General features: G+C 66.8%; 21 protein-coding genes. 12 read left to right on the top strand and 9 right to left on the bottom strand.

From position 1 onward, the window contains the following. Positions 1 to 2 precede the first annotated feature (2 nt). The 9 genes from CVUC_RS08660 to CVUC_RS08700 form a co-directional block, all read right to left on the bottom strand. Positions 3 to 875 carry a hypothetical protein gene (locus tag CVUC_RS08660; RefSeq protein WP_125469945.1) on the bottom strand — a complete coding sequence of 291 codons (873 nt, stop codon included), beginning with the start codon at positions 873 to 875 and terminating at the stop codon, positions 3 to 5. A gap of 34 nt (positions 876 to 909) precedes the next feature. Next, positions 910 to 1122 carry a helix-turn-helix domain-containing protein gene (locus tag CVUC_RS08665; RefSeq protein WP_096034564.1) on the bottom strand — a complete coding sequence of 71 codons (213 nt, stop codon included), beginning with the start codon at positions 1120 to 1122 and terminating at the stop codon, positions 910 to 912. After that, positions 1106 to 1507 (bottom strand): hypothetical protein, encoded by a 402-nt coding sequence (locus CVUC_RS08670; protein ID WP_096034565.1) that lies wholly within the window; start codon positions 1505 to 1507, stop codon positions 1106 to 1108. Before CVUC_RS08670 ends, CVUC_RS08665 begins: the two co-directional genes overlap by 17 nt. Then, a complete protein-coding gene (locus tag CVUC_RS08675) occupies positions 1497 to 3422 on the bottom strand; it encodes a ParB/RepB/Spo0J family partition protein (protein WP_096034566.1) in 1926 nt (641 codons plus the stop codon). The genes CVUC_RS08670 and CVUC_RS08675 overlap by 11 nt, the downstream gene beginning before the upstream one ends. 209 nt (positions 3423 to 3631) lie before the next feature. Next, the gene (locus CVUC_RS08680) at positions 3632 to 3901 is read right to left on the bottom strand and encodes a DUF2312 domain-containing protein (protein WP_096034567.1); all 270 of its coding nucleotides are present in this window, start codon (positions 3899 to 3901) and stop codon (positions 3632 to 3634) included. Beyond that, a complete protein-coding gene (locus CVUC_RS08685; protein WP_125469946.1) occupies positions 3901 to 4182 on the bottom strand; it encodes a hypothetical protein in 282 nt (93 codons plus the stop codon). The genes CVUC_RS08680 and CVUC_RS08685 overlap by 1 nt, the downstream gene beginning before the upstream one ends. 80 nt (positions 4183 to 4262) lie before the next feature. After that, complete coding sequence (locus tag CVUC_RS08690) at positions 4263 to 4571, bottom strand: hypothetical protein (protein ID WP_101685809.1); 309 nt, start codon at positions 4569 to 4571, stop codon at positions 4263 to 4265. Next, positions 4571 to 4885 (bottom strand): hypothetical protein, encoded by a 315-nt coding sequence (locus CVUC_RS08695; protein WP_125469948.1) that lies wholly within the window; start codon positions 4883 to 4885, stop codon positions 4571 to 4573. The genes CVUC_RS08690 and CVUC_RS08695 overlap by 1 nt, the downstream gene beginning before the upstream one ends. A 164-nt stretch (positions 4886 to 5049) precedes the next feature. Then, the gene (locus CVUC_RS08700) at positions 5050 to 5682 is read right to left on the bottom strand and encodes a LexA family transcriptional regulator (RefSeq protein ID WP_096034571.1); all 633 of its coding nucleotides are present in this window, start codon (positions 5680 to 5682) and stop codon (positions 5050 to 5052) included. An 87-nt stretch (positions 5683 to 5769) separates the two neighbouring features. Here CVUC_RS08700 and CVUC_RS08705 point away from each other — a divergent pair, with 87 nt between their 5' ends. The 12 genes from CVUC_RS08705 to CVUC_RS08760 all read left to right on the top strand — a co-directional run bounded on the left by CVUC_RS08705 (position 5770) and on the right by CVUC_RS08760 (position 16266). Continuing rightward, the gene (locus CVUC_RS08705) at positions 5770 to 6012 is read left to right on the top strand and encodes a hypothetical protein (RefSeq protein WP_233279797.1); all 243 of its coding nucleotides are present in this window, start codon (positions 5770 to 5772) and stop codon (positions 6010 to 6012) included. Beyond that, positions 6009 to 6359: a hypothetical protein gene (locus tag CVUC_RS08710; protein WP_096034572.1), complete on the top strand. Its 351-nt coding sequence runs from the start codon at positions 6009 to 6011 to the stop codon at positions 6357 to 6359. Before CVUC_RS08705 ends, CVUC_RS08710 begins: the two co-directional genes overlap by 4 nt. A gap of 5 nt (positions 6360 to 6364) precedes the next feature. Then, positions 6365 to 6574, top strand: a complete 210-nt coding sequence (locus CVUC_RS08715) for a hypothetical protein (protein ID WP_096034573.1) — start codon at positions 6365 to 6367, stop codon at positions 6572 to 6574. Then, the gene (locus tag CVUC_RS08720) at positions 6571 to 6777 is read left to right on the top strand and encodes a hypothetical protein (protein ID WP_096034574.1); all 207 of its coding nucleotides are present in this window, start codon (positions 6571 to 6573) and stop codon (positions 6775 to 6777) included. Before CVUC_RS08715 ends, CVUC_RS08720 begins: the two co-directional genes overlap by 4 nt. Next, complete coding sequence (locus CVUC_RS08725; RefSeq protein WP_096034575.1) at positions 6774 to 8561, top strand: bifunctional DNA primase/polymerase; 1788 nt, start codon at positions 6774 to 6776, stop codon at positions 8559 to 8561. The genes CVUC_RS08720 and CVUC_RS08725 overlap by 4 nt, the downstream gene beginning before the upstream one ends. Further along, a complete protein-coding gene (locus tag CVUC_RS08730; RefSeq protein ID WP_096034576.1) occupies positions 8561 to 10186 on the top strand; it encodes a DNA primase family protein in 1626 nt (541 codons plus the stop codon). Before CVUC_RS08725 ends, CVUC_RS08730 begins: the two co-directional genes overlap by 1 nt. A gap of 307 nt (positions 10187 to 10493) precedes the next feature. Further along, the gene (locus CVUC_RS08735; protein WP_096034577.1) at positions 10494 to 11261 is read left to right on the top strand and encodes a hypothetical protein; all 768 of its coding nucleotides are present in this window, start codon (positions 10494 to 10496) and stop codon (positions 11259 to 11261) included. A 172-nt stretch (positions 11262 to 11433) separates the two neighbouring features. After that, positions 11434 to 11808: an HNH endonuclease gene (locus CVUC_RS08740; RefSeq protein ID WP_205685757.1), complete on the top strand. Its 375-nt coding sequence runs from the start codon at positions 11434 to 11436 to the stop codon at positions 11806 to 11808. A gap of 85 nt (positions 11809 to 11893) precedes the next feature. Further along, positions 11894 to 12520 carry a P27 family phage terminase small subunit gene (locus CVUC_RS08745; RefSeq protein ID WP_164512751.1) on the top strand — a complete coding sequence of 209 codons (627 nt, stop codon included), beginning with the start codon at positions 11894 to 11896 and terminating at the stop codon, positions 12518 to 12520. A gap of 2 nt (positions 12521 to 12522) precedes the next feature. Beyond that, positions 12523 to 14304 carry a terminase large subunit gene (locus CVUC_RS08750; protein WP_096034579.1) on the top strand — a complete coding sequence of 594 codons (1782 nt, stop codon included), beginning with the start codon at positions 12523 to 12525 and terminating at the stop codon, positions 14302 to 14304. Then, complete coding sequence (locus CVUC_RS08755; protein ID WP_096034580.1) at positions 14304 to 15584, top strand: phage portal protein; 1281 nt, start codon at positions 14304 to 14306, stop codon at positions 15582 to 15584. The genes CVUC_RS08750 and CVUC_RS08755 overlap by 1 nt, the downstream gene beginning before the upstream one ends. Further along, positions 15550 to 16266: a head maturation protease, ClpP-related gene (locus tag CVUC_RS08760; protein WP_096034839.1), complete on the top strand. Its 717-nt coding sequence runs from the start codon at positions 15550 to 15552 to the stop codon at positions 16264 to 16266. The genes CVUC_RS08755 and CVUC_RS08760 overlap by 35 nt, the downstream gene beginning before the upstream one ends. The last annotated feature ends 63 nt before the right edge of the window (positions 16267 to 16329 follow it).

Consider the following 16329-nt stretch of genomic DNA (forward strand, 5'->3'; position numbering starts at 1 on the left):
CGTCACTCGTCGTCGAGATCGATGACCTGATGCAGCTCTGTGACGCGGTAAGCGATCATCTTGCCGCCCCGCACCTCGGCGCTCACGTCCACCACGAAGCCCTTCTTGAAGACGTTGTCCTCGGCTTCCGTGATCTCGTGCTTGATCTGCTGCTCGGCAAGTTCCGAGGCGTAAATCAGGGGCAGGCTTTTTGGCGACAGGGCTTCGATCTTTACCAATTCCCCTGACCTCTTCCCGATCGCCTGGCTGCGCACATCCGACCGCGTAAAGACCATCAGGACACGAGGATGGTTGGCGCCGCTCTTGTGGTCCACCAGGACTTTCTGTTCTTCGACCCTCTCCCGGATCTCGCGGGCCTGGGAGGTGTCAAACTTGAATGCCGCCTTTGCCTTGTATGCACCGTTCTCGATCTCGAAGGCCGCGATCTCAAGGGAAGATTGTGGGGTTGCCGCCACGGCGGCGACTTGATCGTAAAAGTCCTTCAGCTCGCCCTTGCCCGCGCCCTCCACGCGACCGCCGGGTTTAAGGAACGCCGAAAGGCGACCACCATAGTGCTCGACAAACTCCGCAACCGTGTTGGCGCCGTCCAACACCTTGACGATGGTTTCGGCGCCGCCAGCGGTAGCGAGGAATGGCACCAGATCAGCGATGATCGAACCGGCCCGAACTTCCTTGACGAAAAGCGTTGCTTCGCCAGGCCGATCAGGGCGCTCCGTCTTGATGAAGCGCTCGTACTCCGCCGCTACGGAGGTGAAGGTCGATACGAAATCAGTCAGCTCGATGGGCTCTTTCACGTCGAGCCGCAGGCGAATGAATGGTTGACCATGCTCCATAGCGGCACCGTAGGAGCGCAATTTCGAGTTGTCACTAGACATGGCCACGCTCCAGGCCGGGCATTCTAAGAGCTGGTCACGTCACCTTTGGACGTGGCGGCGTGCTGGCCACTTCAAGGCGCTGGAGAAGGCCTTCGAGCACTTCTCGCCTGATCAGTGTGCGCGTTCCGACCTTGAGCGTGGTCAGCTCGCCGCGTTCGATGAGGCGGTAAAGGGTGGCCTTGCTGAGACCGGTAGCCTCGGCGGCCTCGTCCATGCGGTAGGACAGCTTCTCAGACGCCGCGATCATCGCTTGGCTCCTTGGGTAGGTCGGGCAGGTCCGCCGCGTACATCCAGTGCGTCGCGGGGAACTGCAGGTGGGTCGGGGCTCCCGGTGTCATGGCCACCTTCAGAGCGCTGGGCGCCCAGAACATCCGGCGGCCGTCGGCGGTGGCGACGAGGATCGGCTCGTCCCGCTCGGGCCAGTCGGCGATCGGCTTCCAGGCGCTGGGCGTGCCGCGTCCCTCGGCCGCGAGGCGGACCACCACCCAAGCTTCCGAGAACTTGAACGGCGGGCGCGGGAGGTCGCGGTGGGGGTTGAGAGCGAGGAGATCCTCGCAGTCTTCAAGCCAGCGCCAGACCTGGCCGAGAGCCTCGGGCAAGGCCAGGGACATCAGACCGTGCTTACTGGTCATGATCGGCCTCCTCGTCTCCGGCTTCGGGGAAGTCATCGAGCCAGCCGTCAGCGACAAGCTGCGCGTCCAAGCGCGTCCACTCGCCGTCTTCACTACCAAACTCACCGACATCTTCGACCACACGGGCGTAGGCCTTGTGGGCCAGCTCCTGGGCGCGACCCGCGTCTAGGCCATGCATCTCCGTGAACCGACCGATGACCATGTCGATGAACTCGACCTCGTTGAGAGGATCAGGCCCATCGTCGGCCGCCTCATCCTCCTGGTGAGGCCTGATCTCCGAGCCGCTCCAGATGTCTGCGCTGCCCATGGCGTAGTTCAGCGCGATCGCCTGTAGCCGCCGCGTCACCTCGAACTGCGTACCGGCGCCCTGCAGCATGTTGTCCTGCCCATCGACCAGTACAAAGGTCTGGGGCAGCGGTTGCCCCCACTGGTCTTTCCCAGGGCTGCGAAGCGCTATGCGAAACGGTCCGACATAGCCTCGCTCGTTGAGCAGGACGGCGAACGCGGCCGCGAAGGCTTCGCGCGACATCGCCGGCGCCTCGGCCTCGAATGCGCGCAGCTGGACAAGCAACTGCTGAGCCTGAGCCTCGGCTTGGGCGGCACGTTCCCTGGCGGCGTTCTTCTCCTCGGCGGCGAGACGGGTCTGTTCCGCCGAGGCCAGGTCGCGCGCGTTCTTCTCGTCGATCAGTTTCTGGACAACCACCGAGTTGACCAGAGGCTTGCCGAGCCATTGGGACAGCGCCATCGCTTCGGTGCTGACGACCTTGTCGAAGGCGTATGCGGCGTTGTCGATCGACATCATCGCGCCCCTGCGCGCTTCCTCGGTCTCCGCCCTGGTCAGCTCACTGCAGTGCTGCTCCAGCGCCAGGAACCCCTTGTAGGTGGTCCCGAGCTTGTGCTTCGGCTCCCAACTCGTCGGCTCTTCGGTCTCGGCCAGGCCGCGTTCAATGAGGCTGGCGATCAAGCGTTGGTCTTGGGCTTCGCCGTGGCATTCACCCTTGCGCCAATAGCTGAGGTGGGCGGCGGGCTCCGGGTAGGCGTTCGTCCAGATCAGCGCGAGAGCGAGCAGCTCGATCGGCGTGGCCTCGACGGGTTCAGGCCGGTTCGCCAGCGCCTTCAGCGCTTCCTTGACCGTCATGTCACCGCGGTTCAGGCGGGCCTTCTGATCATCTGTCAGCTTGAGCAGCGATAACCGCAGCTGGACGAACCGCTGCGTCTTGCTGACCTTCTCGGCGATCTTGGCCGTGGACCAGCCATTCATGCTGAACAGCTGGTCGAAGGCGGCGGCCTCTTCGAGGGGTGTCAGGTCGACGCGATGCAGGTTCTCCAGCAGGGCGGCGACGACGTGGTCGTTGTCGGTCAGGTCCTCGATCTTGACCAGGATGGGGAAATCTCGATCGAGACGGCCCTGTTCGATGGCGCGTCCGATCGCGCGCCACCGCCGCTCGCCCGCGATCAGCTGGTTCGTCGGAAGCCCCTCGGCGTCGGCGACAGGATCGTCGGCGCGGACTTCTAGGTTGGTCTTCAGGCCCCGCTCGGCGATGTCGGCCGCGAGCTCGTCCAACGCCTCGTCGTCGAACTGCTTGCGAGGATTGAACTCGCCGATGCGGATCTGGCGGTGGAAGCGGAACGCATAGCCTTCCAGCGCGCGAACCGGGTTCGCCTCGCTCTGGGGCACCGCGCCGGTCTCCGCGATCTCGCGGGCGGCGATGACCGCGTGGGCGCCGGCGGCCAGGCGCAGTCCGCCCTCTTGTTTCGTGAGGACGCCGGCGTCGACGAGACGACCAAGCGTCTTATGCAGGTTCGACTTGTCCCGCCCCGTGATGCGGGCCAGCTCAGCGGCCTGGATTTGCGGGCCGTGCTCGTCGATCGAGCGCAGCACGTCGGTGTTCTGGAAAGCAAGATTGAGATCCATGGTCAGCCCCAATGGATGTAGGCGGCTACGGCCGCGATGATGGAGAGGAAGATGACGGAGGCCACGAACGCGCGGCCGTCGTCGGTGAGGAGACGCCCGCGCGGCCTACGCATCGCGGCGAGCCTCGAACCAGCTCAGCACCAGGACGGTGAGCGGCGTCAGAACCGCCCATCCGATCAAGACACCGGCCCAGAAATCCGACCGACACATCAGATTTCGCCGATCGCGGAGAGGTAGAGGTCGAGGATCGCGTCCTCTTCCTGGCGCTTGGCGCGGTCCTGCTTGCGAACCCTCACGACCTTCTTCAGCACCTTCACGTCGAAGCCGTTGCCCTTGGCCTCGGCGTAGACCTCCTTGATCTGCTCCATGATCTCGGCCTTCTCGACCTCGAGCCGCTCGACCCGGTCGATGATCGACTTGAGCTGGTTCTGGGCGGTGCTGTTCAGCACGTCCGAGTGCGGGATGGTGTCGTCAGCCATCAGTGCAGCTCCCGCTTTCCGCCCCAGCGGAGCGCCTTCGCGGAAGTGCCCGGCAGGAACTCCGCTGTTTGAGGTTCGAGAAGGGCGTAGGCCGCCTGGGCGCGGGCGAGCCGCTCATCGCAGCCGGTGCAGGCGCCAGGGACGTAACCGTCGCTCGTGATGCTCGCGATGATGTCGCCGAGCAGGGCCTTGGCCGCGAACTCGGTCTCGCCATAGGTCGCGCGATGGACCGTGTGCGCCGCTAGGCCGCTGCGCTCCTCGCTGATAGCGATCGCGATCATAGGTTTGGCCGTCTTGTCGGCGAGGCGACGGACAGCGGCCTCCCACCGGGCGAGCCACGTGAGGGGTTGGAACCTCGACATCACGCGGCCCTCCGAAGCGGCTTGCCGGCGGCGCGGATGGCGGCGGCCAGCTGGGGACCTTCGGCATGGGGCAGGACGACGGTGGCGATCCAGTCGGTCGGCCCGCCGGCCCGGTCGCCGACCTTGATGTTGAAGCCCTGGAAGGTCTCGGACGTGTCGTAGGCGCCGACGCACGGCGCGACGGACAGGGCCTGCTTGCCGCGCAGCGCCTGGATGCGAAGCGCGACGGCTTCCAGCGACGGATGTTCCTCGACGCCGACGCCCAGGCCTCGGATCAAGGTGAAGGGGGGGATAGCTTCGCGGGACATCAGGCGCGCCCCGCTTCCAGCTGGGCGGCCTGGGCGAACGCGGCGGTGGCGGCGCGCGCCATGCGCCGGGCCGGATCCCGCAGCGGCTTCTGGCGCAGCGCGGTGGCCGCGTCGTTCAGCTGGCGGGCGGCCGTCCCGGCGGTCGCGGGGGCCAGCGTCCAGTGGACGCCGCCGACGGCCACGTCGACGACAACCTGAGCCTTACGACCGGCTTTGACGTCAACGCGGTGTGTGATGGTCGCCGCCGCAGGGTGCGGCGACAACATGAGGCAGTCGACGAGCGTATCGACGACGGATTGGGAGGATCTGACCATGGACGCCCCGTGGTTCTTGTGACCAAGCGGCACGCGAACCCGGTTCGTCGGCCACTACCCGTCGTGGACGGGTATGGACGATATGGATGGAGATTTCTTCCACATGTCAAGCGCACGTCCATGTGGACGTAACGTCCACAATGGGCGCTTTGACGCTTGTGATTCTAGCGAAGCATCCGGAAGGGCAGATCAACGGCATGGATCGCGCGGACGCTCGAAGCGTCATAGCGAACCTCGTTCCCCTCGCCGCTCGGCGGGTTGTACTGCCATGCGAAGACCTGGCCGTCGCGCTGGCCGCGATAGCTCTTGATCAGCCCAGATCCGTCATTGAACTCGATCAGGCAGTCCTGGCCGCGCGCAGGCGGCAAGCCGAGGCGGACGGTAACAGCCTCGCCTGCGAAGTAGCGAGGCTCCATGCTGTCTCCGATGATCCGGACGACCGCTAGATCGCCCACGCCATTCCAGAGCGGCGGCGCATCTACCCAGTCGATTACCTGACCCGGATTGATGGCGATGCGCTCTGAGCCGCCCGCAGCCGCATAGCCATAGACAGGGATGCGCCTTGGCGCAGTGCGTCGGCGCTCCGACAGCTGTTCGACTGCCGCCTCGCGGTCGATCGGCTCGCCGAAGAACTGCTCGATCTTCAGCAGCTCGTCAGCGCGAAGCCGGCGCTCGCCCTTCAGCGTCTTAGTCAGGCTGGACGGATCCAGGTTCAGGTGACGCGCCAAGTCGGCCTGCGAGCGTTTGAGCTGGCGCAGGCGCGAGGGGATTTCGGAGATTTCCATAACCGCAAGCATGGAAAATATTTCCGTGGAACGTCTCTTGAGGTTTTTTCCAAATCGGTCCAGGCCTGGACGTGGAAATAATCTCTAGATGGATTTTCCATGATGTCCATGGGTGACGCTTCGGAAACGCCGGCCAATCGTGCCGTGCGCCTATTGGGCCTGATCGATCTGGCCCATGCATGCCGGCTGACGACCGACGCGGTTCGCAAGTGGCAGAAGAGCAAAGGCGGCCTGATCCCAGCCGCTCACCAAGCTGGGGTGCTTCGATTAGCGCGCGAAAAAGGTGTGTCGCTGACTGCCGCCGATATCATCGGCGGAGAGGCAGGGGGGGCAGATCAATGACCCGCACACCTCACGCCACCTCGGCCGATATCGCCAAGTGGAAGCGCCTGGCCAAGGAGGCGTCGCGCGCAAGCGGTGACGGCTCCGTCCCGCTCGGCGACCTGGAGAAGGCGACCGCCGCCGCGCGCCGCGCGATCGTTCCCGTCGGGGTCATCGACAAGAACAACCCGTTCGTTCGCCTGGTGCGGACCTCGCAGCGGTATCTCGCCAGCGACCGGGAACGCATCGAGCTGGCCTCCGACATGGCGATGCTGGCCCAGACCTGCGAGGCGCAACTTGCCCCGGCCCCTGACCCTCGGGCCTTGGCGCGCGAACCGCGTTCGCGCCTGCCCTACGCAGACGAGTAGGCGCCATGTCGGGGGGCGGTCACTTCAGCTGGACGGTCGGAGCGCTCGAAGATCTGCGCGCCTTCAACCGGATCGACGGCGACCTGAAGAAGCTCGCCCACATCATGGGCTGCACCTCGCAGGACGTGGACCAGGCGCTCTGGTTCCTCCTCGGTCGCAGCCCCGAACAGGCCCTTGAGGCCATGCACCAATATCGAATGGGGGCCTGCGCGTGAGCTGGGGCAACGATCAGAACCTGCGCATCGAAGATCTACCCGACTTCGCGACGCGGGCGCGTGGCGTCTTACGCCACTCGGGCGTGACCACTCTGGCCGACGCCGCCGCCAATCGCGGCGCCTGGCGAGACCATCCGCTGGCGACCAAGACCGTGATCGCCCATGTCGAGGACGTGCTCGCCGAGTACGGCGCGCCGGCATGACGGACGCGGGCCGTTTCTTGCGCGCGGCCATGGACTACGCCCGCCGTGGGATCGCGGTCTTTCCGCTCCAGCCGCGCGACAAAGCCCCATATGGTCGGACCATCGGCTTCAAGCAGGCCGCGCACATGCCGGGTCTGGTCGAGGACTGGTGGACCGGCCGGCGCCGTCTCGAGTTGAAGGCGGACGCCGACAACAAGTCGCCGGTGCGCGCACGGCTCAACAGCAACATCGGCATCGCGACGGGCGCGATCTCGGGCTTCTGGGTCCTGGATCTAGACGGCCCAGAGGCCGAGGCGGCTATCGCGCGGCTCGAAGCGCTGCATGGTCCGCTGCCGAAGACCGTCCAGCAGGCGACGGGGCGAGGTCGCCACCTATGCTTTGCGTGGAACCCGGCCCTCCCGGTGCGCAACATGAGCAAGCGCAGCCAAGAGCGGATCGGCGCCAAGATCGACGTGCGTGGCGACGGCGGCTACATCGTCGCGCCGCCGTCGGTTCACCCCGGCAAGCCCGAGGAAGGGATCCCGCCCGGCCGGATCTACGCTTGGGCGCCAGGCTGCTCGCCCCAGGATCTGCCGTTCGCGGACGCCCCGGCATGGCTGATGGAGCTGGTTTGCCCGCCGCCGGAACCAGAGCCTGTTCGCGCACCCATCAAAACTCGGGCGCCGGCGGCTGGTCGCGCGAGCGCCTATGGCGAGGCTGCGCTGGATGGCGCCGTCCGCACGATCCACGGCGCACGGGTCGGAAGCCGTGACACGACGCTCTATCGCGCCAGCTGCTCGATCGGCTGTCTGATCGCGGGCGGAGAGATCGACCACGACTATGGCCGGTCGGTACTGATCGAAGCGGGCCGGGTTCACGTGCCCGACGCCATGACGGTCGCCCAGCTGGAGCGCCAGGTGGATCGCGCGCTGGCCTGGGGCGAAAGCCGCCCGCGATCCGCGGGCGAGCGCCCGCGCCAGCGCAGTGTCCAAACCGAACGGCGGGCGTCGGCGACCAAAGGGGTAGAAGCCATCCCTGGGGATGAGGCGAACGCGGCGGCCCAGCTGTGGGACACGGCGCGGTCGGCCTGGTGCAAGGCGACAGTTCAGTGGTTCGAGGCCCGAGGCCTTGCCGGCACGCCGTGCGGCGTCACCGAGCTGCTCAATCGCTTCCGGGTCCACCCGAACGCCCCGATCGGCGGCGGCCGGACAGGTCCCGCCCTGATCGCGCCGCTGGTGCGCCTCGACGGCGATCCCATCGAGGCGCTGGCGGTGCTGCCGTTCGAAGCCGACCGCATCACGCACCTGGTCGGCGACAGCGACGGTCGCGTCGTCATGCTGACGCCGTTGCGCCCAGGGCATGAGCCGGAAAGCCTGATCGTCGCGCTCGACTTGCAGGACGCTTGGTACCTGCTGACCCAAGCCTGGCGCGAAGAGATATCGGCCGGCGCGGTGATCGCGCCTCGCCTTTCCACCTTTGCCGGCGGCGCGCTGGGCGACCGCTGGGGGCGCATTGATCCTGACGCCCCCGCGCACGATCCGACACGTCCGCCGTGGCGCGCCAGCGATCAGCGCAGCGTCTGGCTTGCTGTCCGGCGTGACATTCGTGGTCCCGAGATGCGGGCGCGGGCGTTCGGCGGCGGCTCGCGGCCGGTGCGCCTGGAAGGCGACGAGGCCAGCCGGTTCTACGGCGGGCTCGCGACCCAGGCCTGGCAACGGCCGGCCGAGAAATTCAATCCCGCGAACCGGGTTCGCGTGATCGGCCCGCTTGGGACGGGCGGCTTCAACGTGGGAGGACAAATCTAGTGGCCGACGGTGAGTTTCCGGGCGCGGCGCCGATGAGCGCAGGCCCCTCGGCAGCTGAATTGAGCGGGTATCCGCTGAACGACTTCGGCAACGCGATGCGCTTCATTCGGCTCGTCGGCGGTGAGGTCGACAAGGACGGCGACGTGCGCGAGCTGTCGGCGGCGACCGTGCTGTACGTGCGAAACCATGGCTGGGTCGGCTTCAACGGCCAGCACTGGGACCTGAAGGCTGGCGAGGGGTTGGCGCGCAAGTGGGCGGCCAAGGTCGCGCGCGGCATGCACGCCCAGGCCGAGATCCTGTCGCAGCAAATCTCGGCGACGGGCACCGCCTCCAAGAAGGACATCGAGGCCCCTTACGACTTCGCCGAAAGCTGCGGCAACAGCGGGCGTATGGACGCCATGTTGAAGGTGGCCAAGACGTACTTGGAGGTCGAGCTGGACGCGTTCGACCGCGATCCGCTGGCGCTGAACGTCCGCAACGGCACGCTGTTCTTCAAGCGCAAGAGGGACGCGAGGGACCGGGTTGTCGGCGCGGAGTTCGAGTTCCGGGCGCGGCACGACCCGTCCGACCGCATCACCCGCATGGCCGAGGTCAGTTACGACCCGAAAGCCGAAGCCCCAACCTTCCAGGCCGTGCTGTCGACTTGGCAGCCGCAAGAGGCGCTGCGCCGCTATCTCCAGGTGCTGACCGGGTACGGCTTCACCGGCGACACGTCCGAGCAGATCTTCATCATCTTCCAGGGCCTGGGCCGAGACGGCAAATCCACCTTCATGAACATGCTGCGGAAGCTGGCGGGCAGCTATGCCGCGACGGCCGACGTGAAGACGTTCCTGGAGCAGTCAGCCAAGGGCGGCGGGGACGCCAGTCCCGACCTGGCGCGCTTGGCCGGGGACACCCGCATGATCTCGACGGCGGAGCCGCCCAAGAACGCCAAGCTCTCGGACGATCGGATCAAGAGCTTCACCGGCGGCGGCAACATCACGGCCCGCCATCTGCGCGAGGGCATCTTCGAGTTCGAGCCGGTGGGCAAGGTCTTCATGGAGTGTAACGGCAGGCCTCAGCCACAGGGCTCCGATGAGGGGATCTGGCGACGGCTGAAGCTGCTGCTCTGGGAAAATCAGATCCCCAAGGGGACCGAGGACAAGGAGCTGCCGGGCAAGCTGGCCAAGGAGTGGCCCGGCATCCTGAACTGGATCATCGAGGGCATCGTCCGGTGGCTGACCGAAGGGGTCAAGGATCCGCCGCGCGTGCTGGAAGCGATCGAGGACTATCGCAAGGGCTCGTCCAGCTTCGCCGAGTGGGTCAGCGACAGCCTGGTTCTGGACAAGCAGGCGATCACGCCCGCCAAGGAGCTGTACGACAGCTACAAGACCTTCATCACCGATCGCGACGAGAAGCCGATGAGCCAGACGGCCTTCGGACGCGCGCTCGCCGATCTCCAGGTCATCCGAGGCAAGCGCGACAGCGTGGGCCGCGTCATGCGCACCGGCGGTCGCCTGAAGACTGATGCCGAGCGCGCGGAAGAGACGGCGGCATCGTCAGAGGATGGCGCCGGCGGCTCGTCGTTTGGCGACCTCGGCGGCGCATCCGGCTTCGACATCCCGCCAGACGAGGAGGAGGACTGAGGGCGCGCTCGCCCATGGCTGAGCGGCGCGGAGCCGAACAGTCCTGAACAGTTTGAACAGTTGAGCGCTGGGGCAAGGGCCTCGCCGAACAGTTCGAACCCTTCGGCGAGGCGGGACTATTCGGGGACTAAGTGACTGAACATGCTGGGGTTCTGAACAGTCCGAACAGTCCGAGGAGTTTTTAGGCGACGGGCGTTCGTGAGGCGAGTGCGGGCAGGCGTGGCGTTTGTGGGTGTGTGAGGCGGGTATCTGTTCGGCGTGTTCGGTGGGTGTCGAGGCGTCGTTTTCTGGGTCGGGAGAAGTTGAGATGATCAAATCCATCAAAAAAGAAACCAAGGGGAAGGCTGGCCGGAAGGCCAGCGGGCTGCGTGACCTGTCGCCGGAAGCCGCCCGTCTGGCGATCAGCCGCGCGGCGCTGAAGGCGATCGAGACGCCGCTTCCCGCCGACATGTCGGCGGCGGCGCAGCAGGCCCGCCGGGCGGAGATCGCTCGGGTCGGCCTGAAGCGGGAAGCGAACCTGGTTCGCGGCGCGGTCGCCCTGCAACAGACCGCCATCAAGGCCACGGGCATGTCGGGCGGCGTCCCGACCCTGGAGCGCCTGCTGCGCGAGGATGTCTCGATCGCCAGCTTGCAGACGGTCGAGGACGGCGAGTTCGCTATCCGCCCGGTCATGCGCAGCAAGACGATGCAGGAAGTGCTTGTCGGCTGTGGCGTTGAACGGGCGGTCGCCTGGGCTGGCGAGGAGTTCATTGCCGATGTTGAGCGTGCTACGATCGGGCGTCTGACGGCGAGCTACGGCGAGGGCCTTGGCGGTGCGGCCACGGCCGAGCCGCTGCGTGTTCTTCAAGCCCTCGACCGCCTTGGCCGGGCGCAAGAACGGCTGACCCGCAAAGAGCGTGTCGCCGTGTGGGGGTTCCTAGTGCTGGGCATGTCGGCCACCGACGTAGGCTGGGCCTTGGTGGGCAACGCGCTGGCCAAGTCCAAGGGCGGCGAGCGCGACATGCGGACTGCGACGGCCCTGGTCGTCGAGGCGGCCCTCGAACGAATGGCGGTCTTCTACAAGTCGGTGGCTTGACAAAAACGGCACTTTAATCGCATTGATTTCCTCACGCACAGAGTTGCGCCTGAAGCCCGCCTGGCCCCGAGCCCGGCGGGCTTTTTCGTGGCCCGACGCTGGCGCGTGCGTCCCCTCCCAAGGTCCCTCGGCGTTCGCCCTGTCGCGGGGCGGACGCCCTTCTTGGAACGTCATGCCGTCTCAGCCCCGCATCTTCCGGCCGGGCGGCTCACGCACGCGCGCCGCCGCCCGCCGCGCCTACGACGCCACGCGCCGGGAGCGCCACGCCTGGCGCGCCTGGTACGGCTTGGCACGCTGGCATCGCATCCGCGCCCGCCAGCTGCGCGACCATCCGCTTTGCGCTGAGTGCGACCGCCAAGGGCGCATCACCCCGGCCACCGTCTGCGACCACGTCGAGCGCCATGGTGGTGACGAGGAGAAGTTCTGGGCGGGTCCGTTTCAGTCGCTCTGCAAGCCCTGCCACGACCAGACCAAGCAGGCCGAGGAGGCCGCCGCCCGCCGCGCCGCCCCCCGGCCGCGCGAGGGTGGGGGGGCATCAAAAGTCTGAGGTCGCACGGCCCCCACACCGGCATCCCAAGGACGCGCATTTCTCCGCGATATTTTCCGAGAAGTTTTTTTATAGGGAGGGGCGCATGGGCCGACGCCCTGATCCCGCGAGCGTCCAGCACGCGAAAGGCAATCCTGGCAAGCGGCTCTCGAAAGCCGAGCGCCAACGGTTGGAAACGGAACGCCTGGCGGGCCTCATGGCCGCCGCACCGGCGGCTGGTGCCGACCCGCTGTCGCCGCCCGCGTTCCTCGACGATCGTTTCGGCCCGGCCCTTGCGATCTGGCGCGAGTACGCGCCGAAGCTGGCGGCCACCAACCGCCTGGGCGAGCTGCACCGCCACACCTTCGCGCTGTTCTGCGTCTACATGGGCGAGTGGGTGGCCGCGAACGAAGAGATCGCGACCAAGGGCGCGACCCAGCGGATCAAGAACGTGTCGGGCTCGTACCGGGAAGTCGACCGCCCGGCCGTCTCGCGCCGCGCCACGGCCTTCGCCGCCGTCATGGAGCTGTCGGAACACTTCGGCTTCACGCCGCACGACGAGTACGCGCTGATGAAGGACCAGGTGGCGATGGGCCAGCTGGGCCTCTTCGGTGGCCACAAACCTGCCGCCGGCGCAGCACCGCAACCCGAACAGCCTGCGGCGGCCACCCAGGCAGATGACCCCATCGGCGCCCTCGGGCGCATGGACTCGGCGCCTCCGCGCCTCAACTGACCATGACGCGCGACGAGGCGTCGGCCGGCGCCTCGCCGGACGCGATCCAGGCGGGCGCGGGTGAGGGTCTGTGGCCGCTGCCCGACTGGCTGAAGGCGGTCGAGAACGACCCGACCTACGCCTGGGTGGTCAGCCAGTGGAAGCGCGCGGCGTCGGTGCCCGGCGCGTGGTTCGACTACGCCAAGGCCCAAGGCGCGGTCGATCTGTGGCCCACGATCTTCACGCTGACCGAGGACCGTTTCGCCGGGAAGCCTTTCCGGCTGGTGCTCTGGCAGGAGTTCATCGTCAGGCTTCTGGTCGGCTGGAAGGTCCCGGTGGACCTGCTGGACGAAGAGACCGGCGAACCGAAGGTCGAGCAGGTCCGGCTGTTCCGCCGGCTGATGCTCTGGATCCCGCGCAAGAACGGCAAGAGCGAGTTCCTGTCGGCGCTGGCCCTGCTGTTCTTCGTGCTGGACGGCACCGTCGCCGGGCAGGGCTTCGCCTTCGCCCGCGACGAGAAACAGGCCAAAATCGTCTTCGACAAGATGAAGGCCATGGTCTTCGGCGAGCGGTCGGACGGCAAGCCGCCGCCGCTGGCCAAGGGCATCGTCGGCTTTAAGAAGTCGCTCTGGATCCCCAAGATCCGCGCGCTGTTCGAGCTGCTCACCGGCAAGGCCGAGGGCAAGCACGGCCGCTCCCCCACCGTCATCGTCGGCGACGAGATGCACGAATGGGAGAGCCTGGATCTCTCGACCACGCTTCGCCAGGGCACCGGCGCTCGCCTGCAGCCGATCGAGCTGTACGCCTCGACCGCCGGCTTGAAAGACAAGGTGGTCGGCTTCGGGCTCTGGGAAGAGAGCCGAGCGATCCTGGAAGGCCGCATCGACGATCCGACCACCCTGGTGGTGATCTTCGCGGCGGATCCCGACGCCGACCCGTTCGACGAGGCCAACTGGCCGGGCGCGAACCCATCTCTGGGCCTGTCGCCCACCATGGCCTTCCTTCGCCGCGAGGCGGCGCTGGCCAAGGACAATCCGCGCGCCGAGGCCCACTTCCGGCGTTATCACCTGAACCAGTGGGTCGACAGCCTCGTCCGGTGGCTGAACATCAAGCGCTGGGATGCTTGCGCCAAGGACAAGAAGGCCTGGAAGCGGTTCCCCAAGGATCTGCTGGGCCGCAAGTGCTTCCTGACCATCGACGTGTCGTCGACCCAGGACGTCACGGCGCTGGTGCTGCTCTTTCCGCCCGTCGAACCGGGCGAGCCCTGGAAACTGGTCTGCCGCTTCTGGGTGCCCGAGGAGACGCTGGCGAACCGGGTTCGCAACGATCGCGTCAGCTACGACAAGTGGCTGTCGGTCGGCGCGCTGGAAACGACCGACGGCGACTACGTCGACCAGAACGCCGTCTATGAGGCGGTGCTGGAAGCGTTCAACGACTACGAGATCGAGCTGCTCGGCTACGATCCGTGGAACGCCCGCAAGCTGATCGGCGACCTGCAAAAGGCCGGCGTCGATCCTGAGAAGATGGTCGAGATCCGGCAGGGCATCCCCTCGCTGGGCGAAGGCACCAAGCACTTCGAGCGCCTGGTCTATGCCGGGCAGATGGACCACGGCGGCAACCCGATGCTGCGGTGGATGGCCGGCAACACCGTCGTCCGCTTCGACGAAAACATGAACTTCGCCCCGGCGAAAAAGAAGTCGCGCGAGAAGATCGACGGCATCGTGGCTGCGGTCATGGGCTGTGTCCTGGCCTTCCATGAGGAGCCCGAGGACGAGACGATCGGCGGCGGCGTGGTGGAGGTCTGATGCTCGGATCCAAACCCAAGGCCTCAGCCGCCTACCGACCGCTGGTTCTCGACGAGCCCACGGCGGATCGGCCCCAGGCGGCCACCACTTTTCTGTCGTCGGATCTGGAAGCCTGGCAGGGTCTGTTCCCGGACCTGGGCGCCGGCGTTTCGCCCGACACGGCGATGCGGCACTCGACGGTCTATCGCTGCGTCTTCCTGATCGCCTCGGCCATCGCCAAAGCGCCGCTGCTGTCCTTCCGTCGTGGCGAGGACGGCTTCGACGTCGAGCTGGTCGATCATCCGACGGCCCGGTTGCTGAAGGATCGCCCGAACCCGCGCATGACGCCGACCATCTTCTGGCGGCTCGTCGTCTCGCAGATGCTGCTGCGCGGGAACGGCATCGTCTGGATCGAGCGCAAGCGCTCGGGCGAGCCGGTGGCGTTGTGGCCGATCCCCATGGCGCGAGTGACGATCAGCCTGCGGAATGGGCGTCTGCGCTACCAGCTCACGCTCGATGACGGCACGATCGTCATTGCCGACCAGGATGACGTGCTGCACTTCCCCGGCTCGACGGAATGGGACGGCCTCAAGTGCAAGACCCCGATCCAGGCGATGGGGGCCTCGGTCGGCATCGGCCTGGAAGCCGACCGCTATGCGCGCGCCTTCTTCGAGAACGACGCCACGCCGCCGAGCTACATCACCTATCCGAACCAGTTCAAGAACGCCTCGGGCCAGGCCGACGAGATCCGGCGCGTCTGGAAAGACCGCTTCGGCGGCGCCAATCGCCACTCTGGCCCGGCCGTCCTCGACCAGGGCGGCGAGGTCAAGCAGCTGGCCATCACGGCCGAGGACGCCCAGCTGCTGGAAACCCGCAAGTTCCAGGTCGAGGATATCGCCCGCCTGTTCGGCGTGCCCCGCCCTCTGCTGGCCATGGACGACACCACCTGGGGTTCGGGCGTCGACAGCCTGGGCCTGCTCTACCTCGTCCACACCCTCGACCCGCACTTCGTGGCCATCGCCCAGGAGTGCGGCTGGAAGCTCTACACGCCGTGGGCCATCTACTGCGCCCACGATCCCGAGGCCCTGACGCAGTCCGACACGAAGGGCCGATCGGAAGCCGATCGCGTGGCCCTCGGGGGTTCGGCCGGCCCTGGCTACATGACCCCCAACGAAGTCCGCCGCCGTCGCCGTCTGCCTCGCAGCAGCGACCCCAACGCCGACAAGCTGACCGGCTGGACCCCAAAGCAACAAAAGGACACCGGCGATGCAAAAGCTGATCCAGCTGCTGGCCAGCAATAGGGACCGCGGTTCACGGCCGAAGGCGGAAGCCTCGGGCGACGAGGCCACGGTCTATCTCTACGACGCCATTGGCTATTGGGGCGTCGAGGCCTCGGACTTCGTGAAGGATCTGAAGGCGATCGACGCCAAGACGATCAACCTCCGCATCAACTCGCCGGGCGGTGATGTCTTTGACGCGCGCGCCATGAAGGTCGCGCTGGAGCAGCACCCCGCCAAGATCGTCGCCCATATCGACGGCCTGGCCGCCTCGGCCGCCTCTTTCATCATGCTGGCGGCTGACGAGATCCGCATCGCCGACGGCGCCTTCGTGATGATCCACAAAGCCTGGGGGCTGGCTATCGGTAACGCCGATGAGATGCGATCGACGGCCGATCTTCTGGACAAGGTCGACGGCACGATCGTCAACGACTACGTGGCCAAGACCGGCAAGACGGTCGACGAGATCAAGGCCTGGATGGTCGCCGAGACGTGGTTCACGTCGGCCGAGGCCGTCGAGCATGGCTTCGCCGATAGCGTCGCCGAGAAGCAGAAGGCCGACGCCTCCGCCGCCAACTTCGATCTGTCCGCCTACCGCAACGCGCCCAAGGCGCTGCGCGAGCCGGCGGCGAAAACCTTCGACGCGATGGCCAATGACCGCCAGCGCTACGAAGCCCGGCTCGGTCTTTACGAACGCGCCGCCTAAGCCCGCCCCCGCAAGGGCGTCACACCCAAGCCGCCAGGGACCTCCCGGCGGCTTTTTTTATGG

Source organism: Caulobacter vibrioides, assembly GCF_002858865.1.
GTDB classification, from domain to species: Bacteria; Pseudomonadota; Alphaproteobacteria; order Caulobacterales; family Caulobacteraceae; genus Caulobacter; species Caulobacter vibrioides.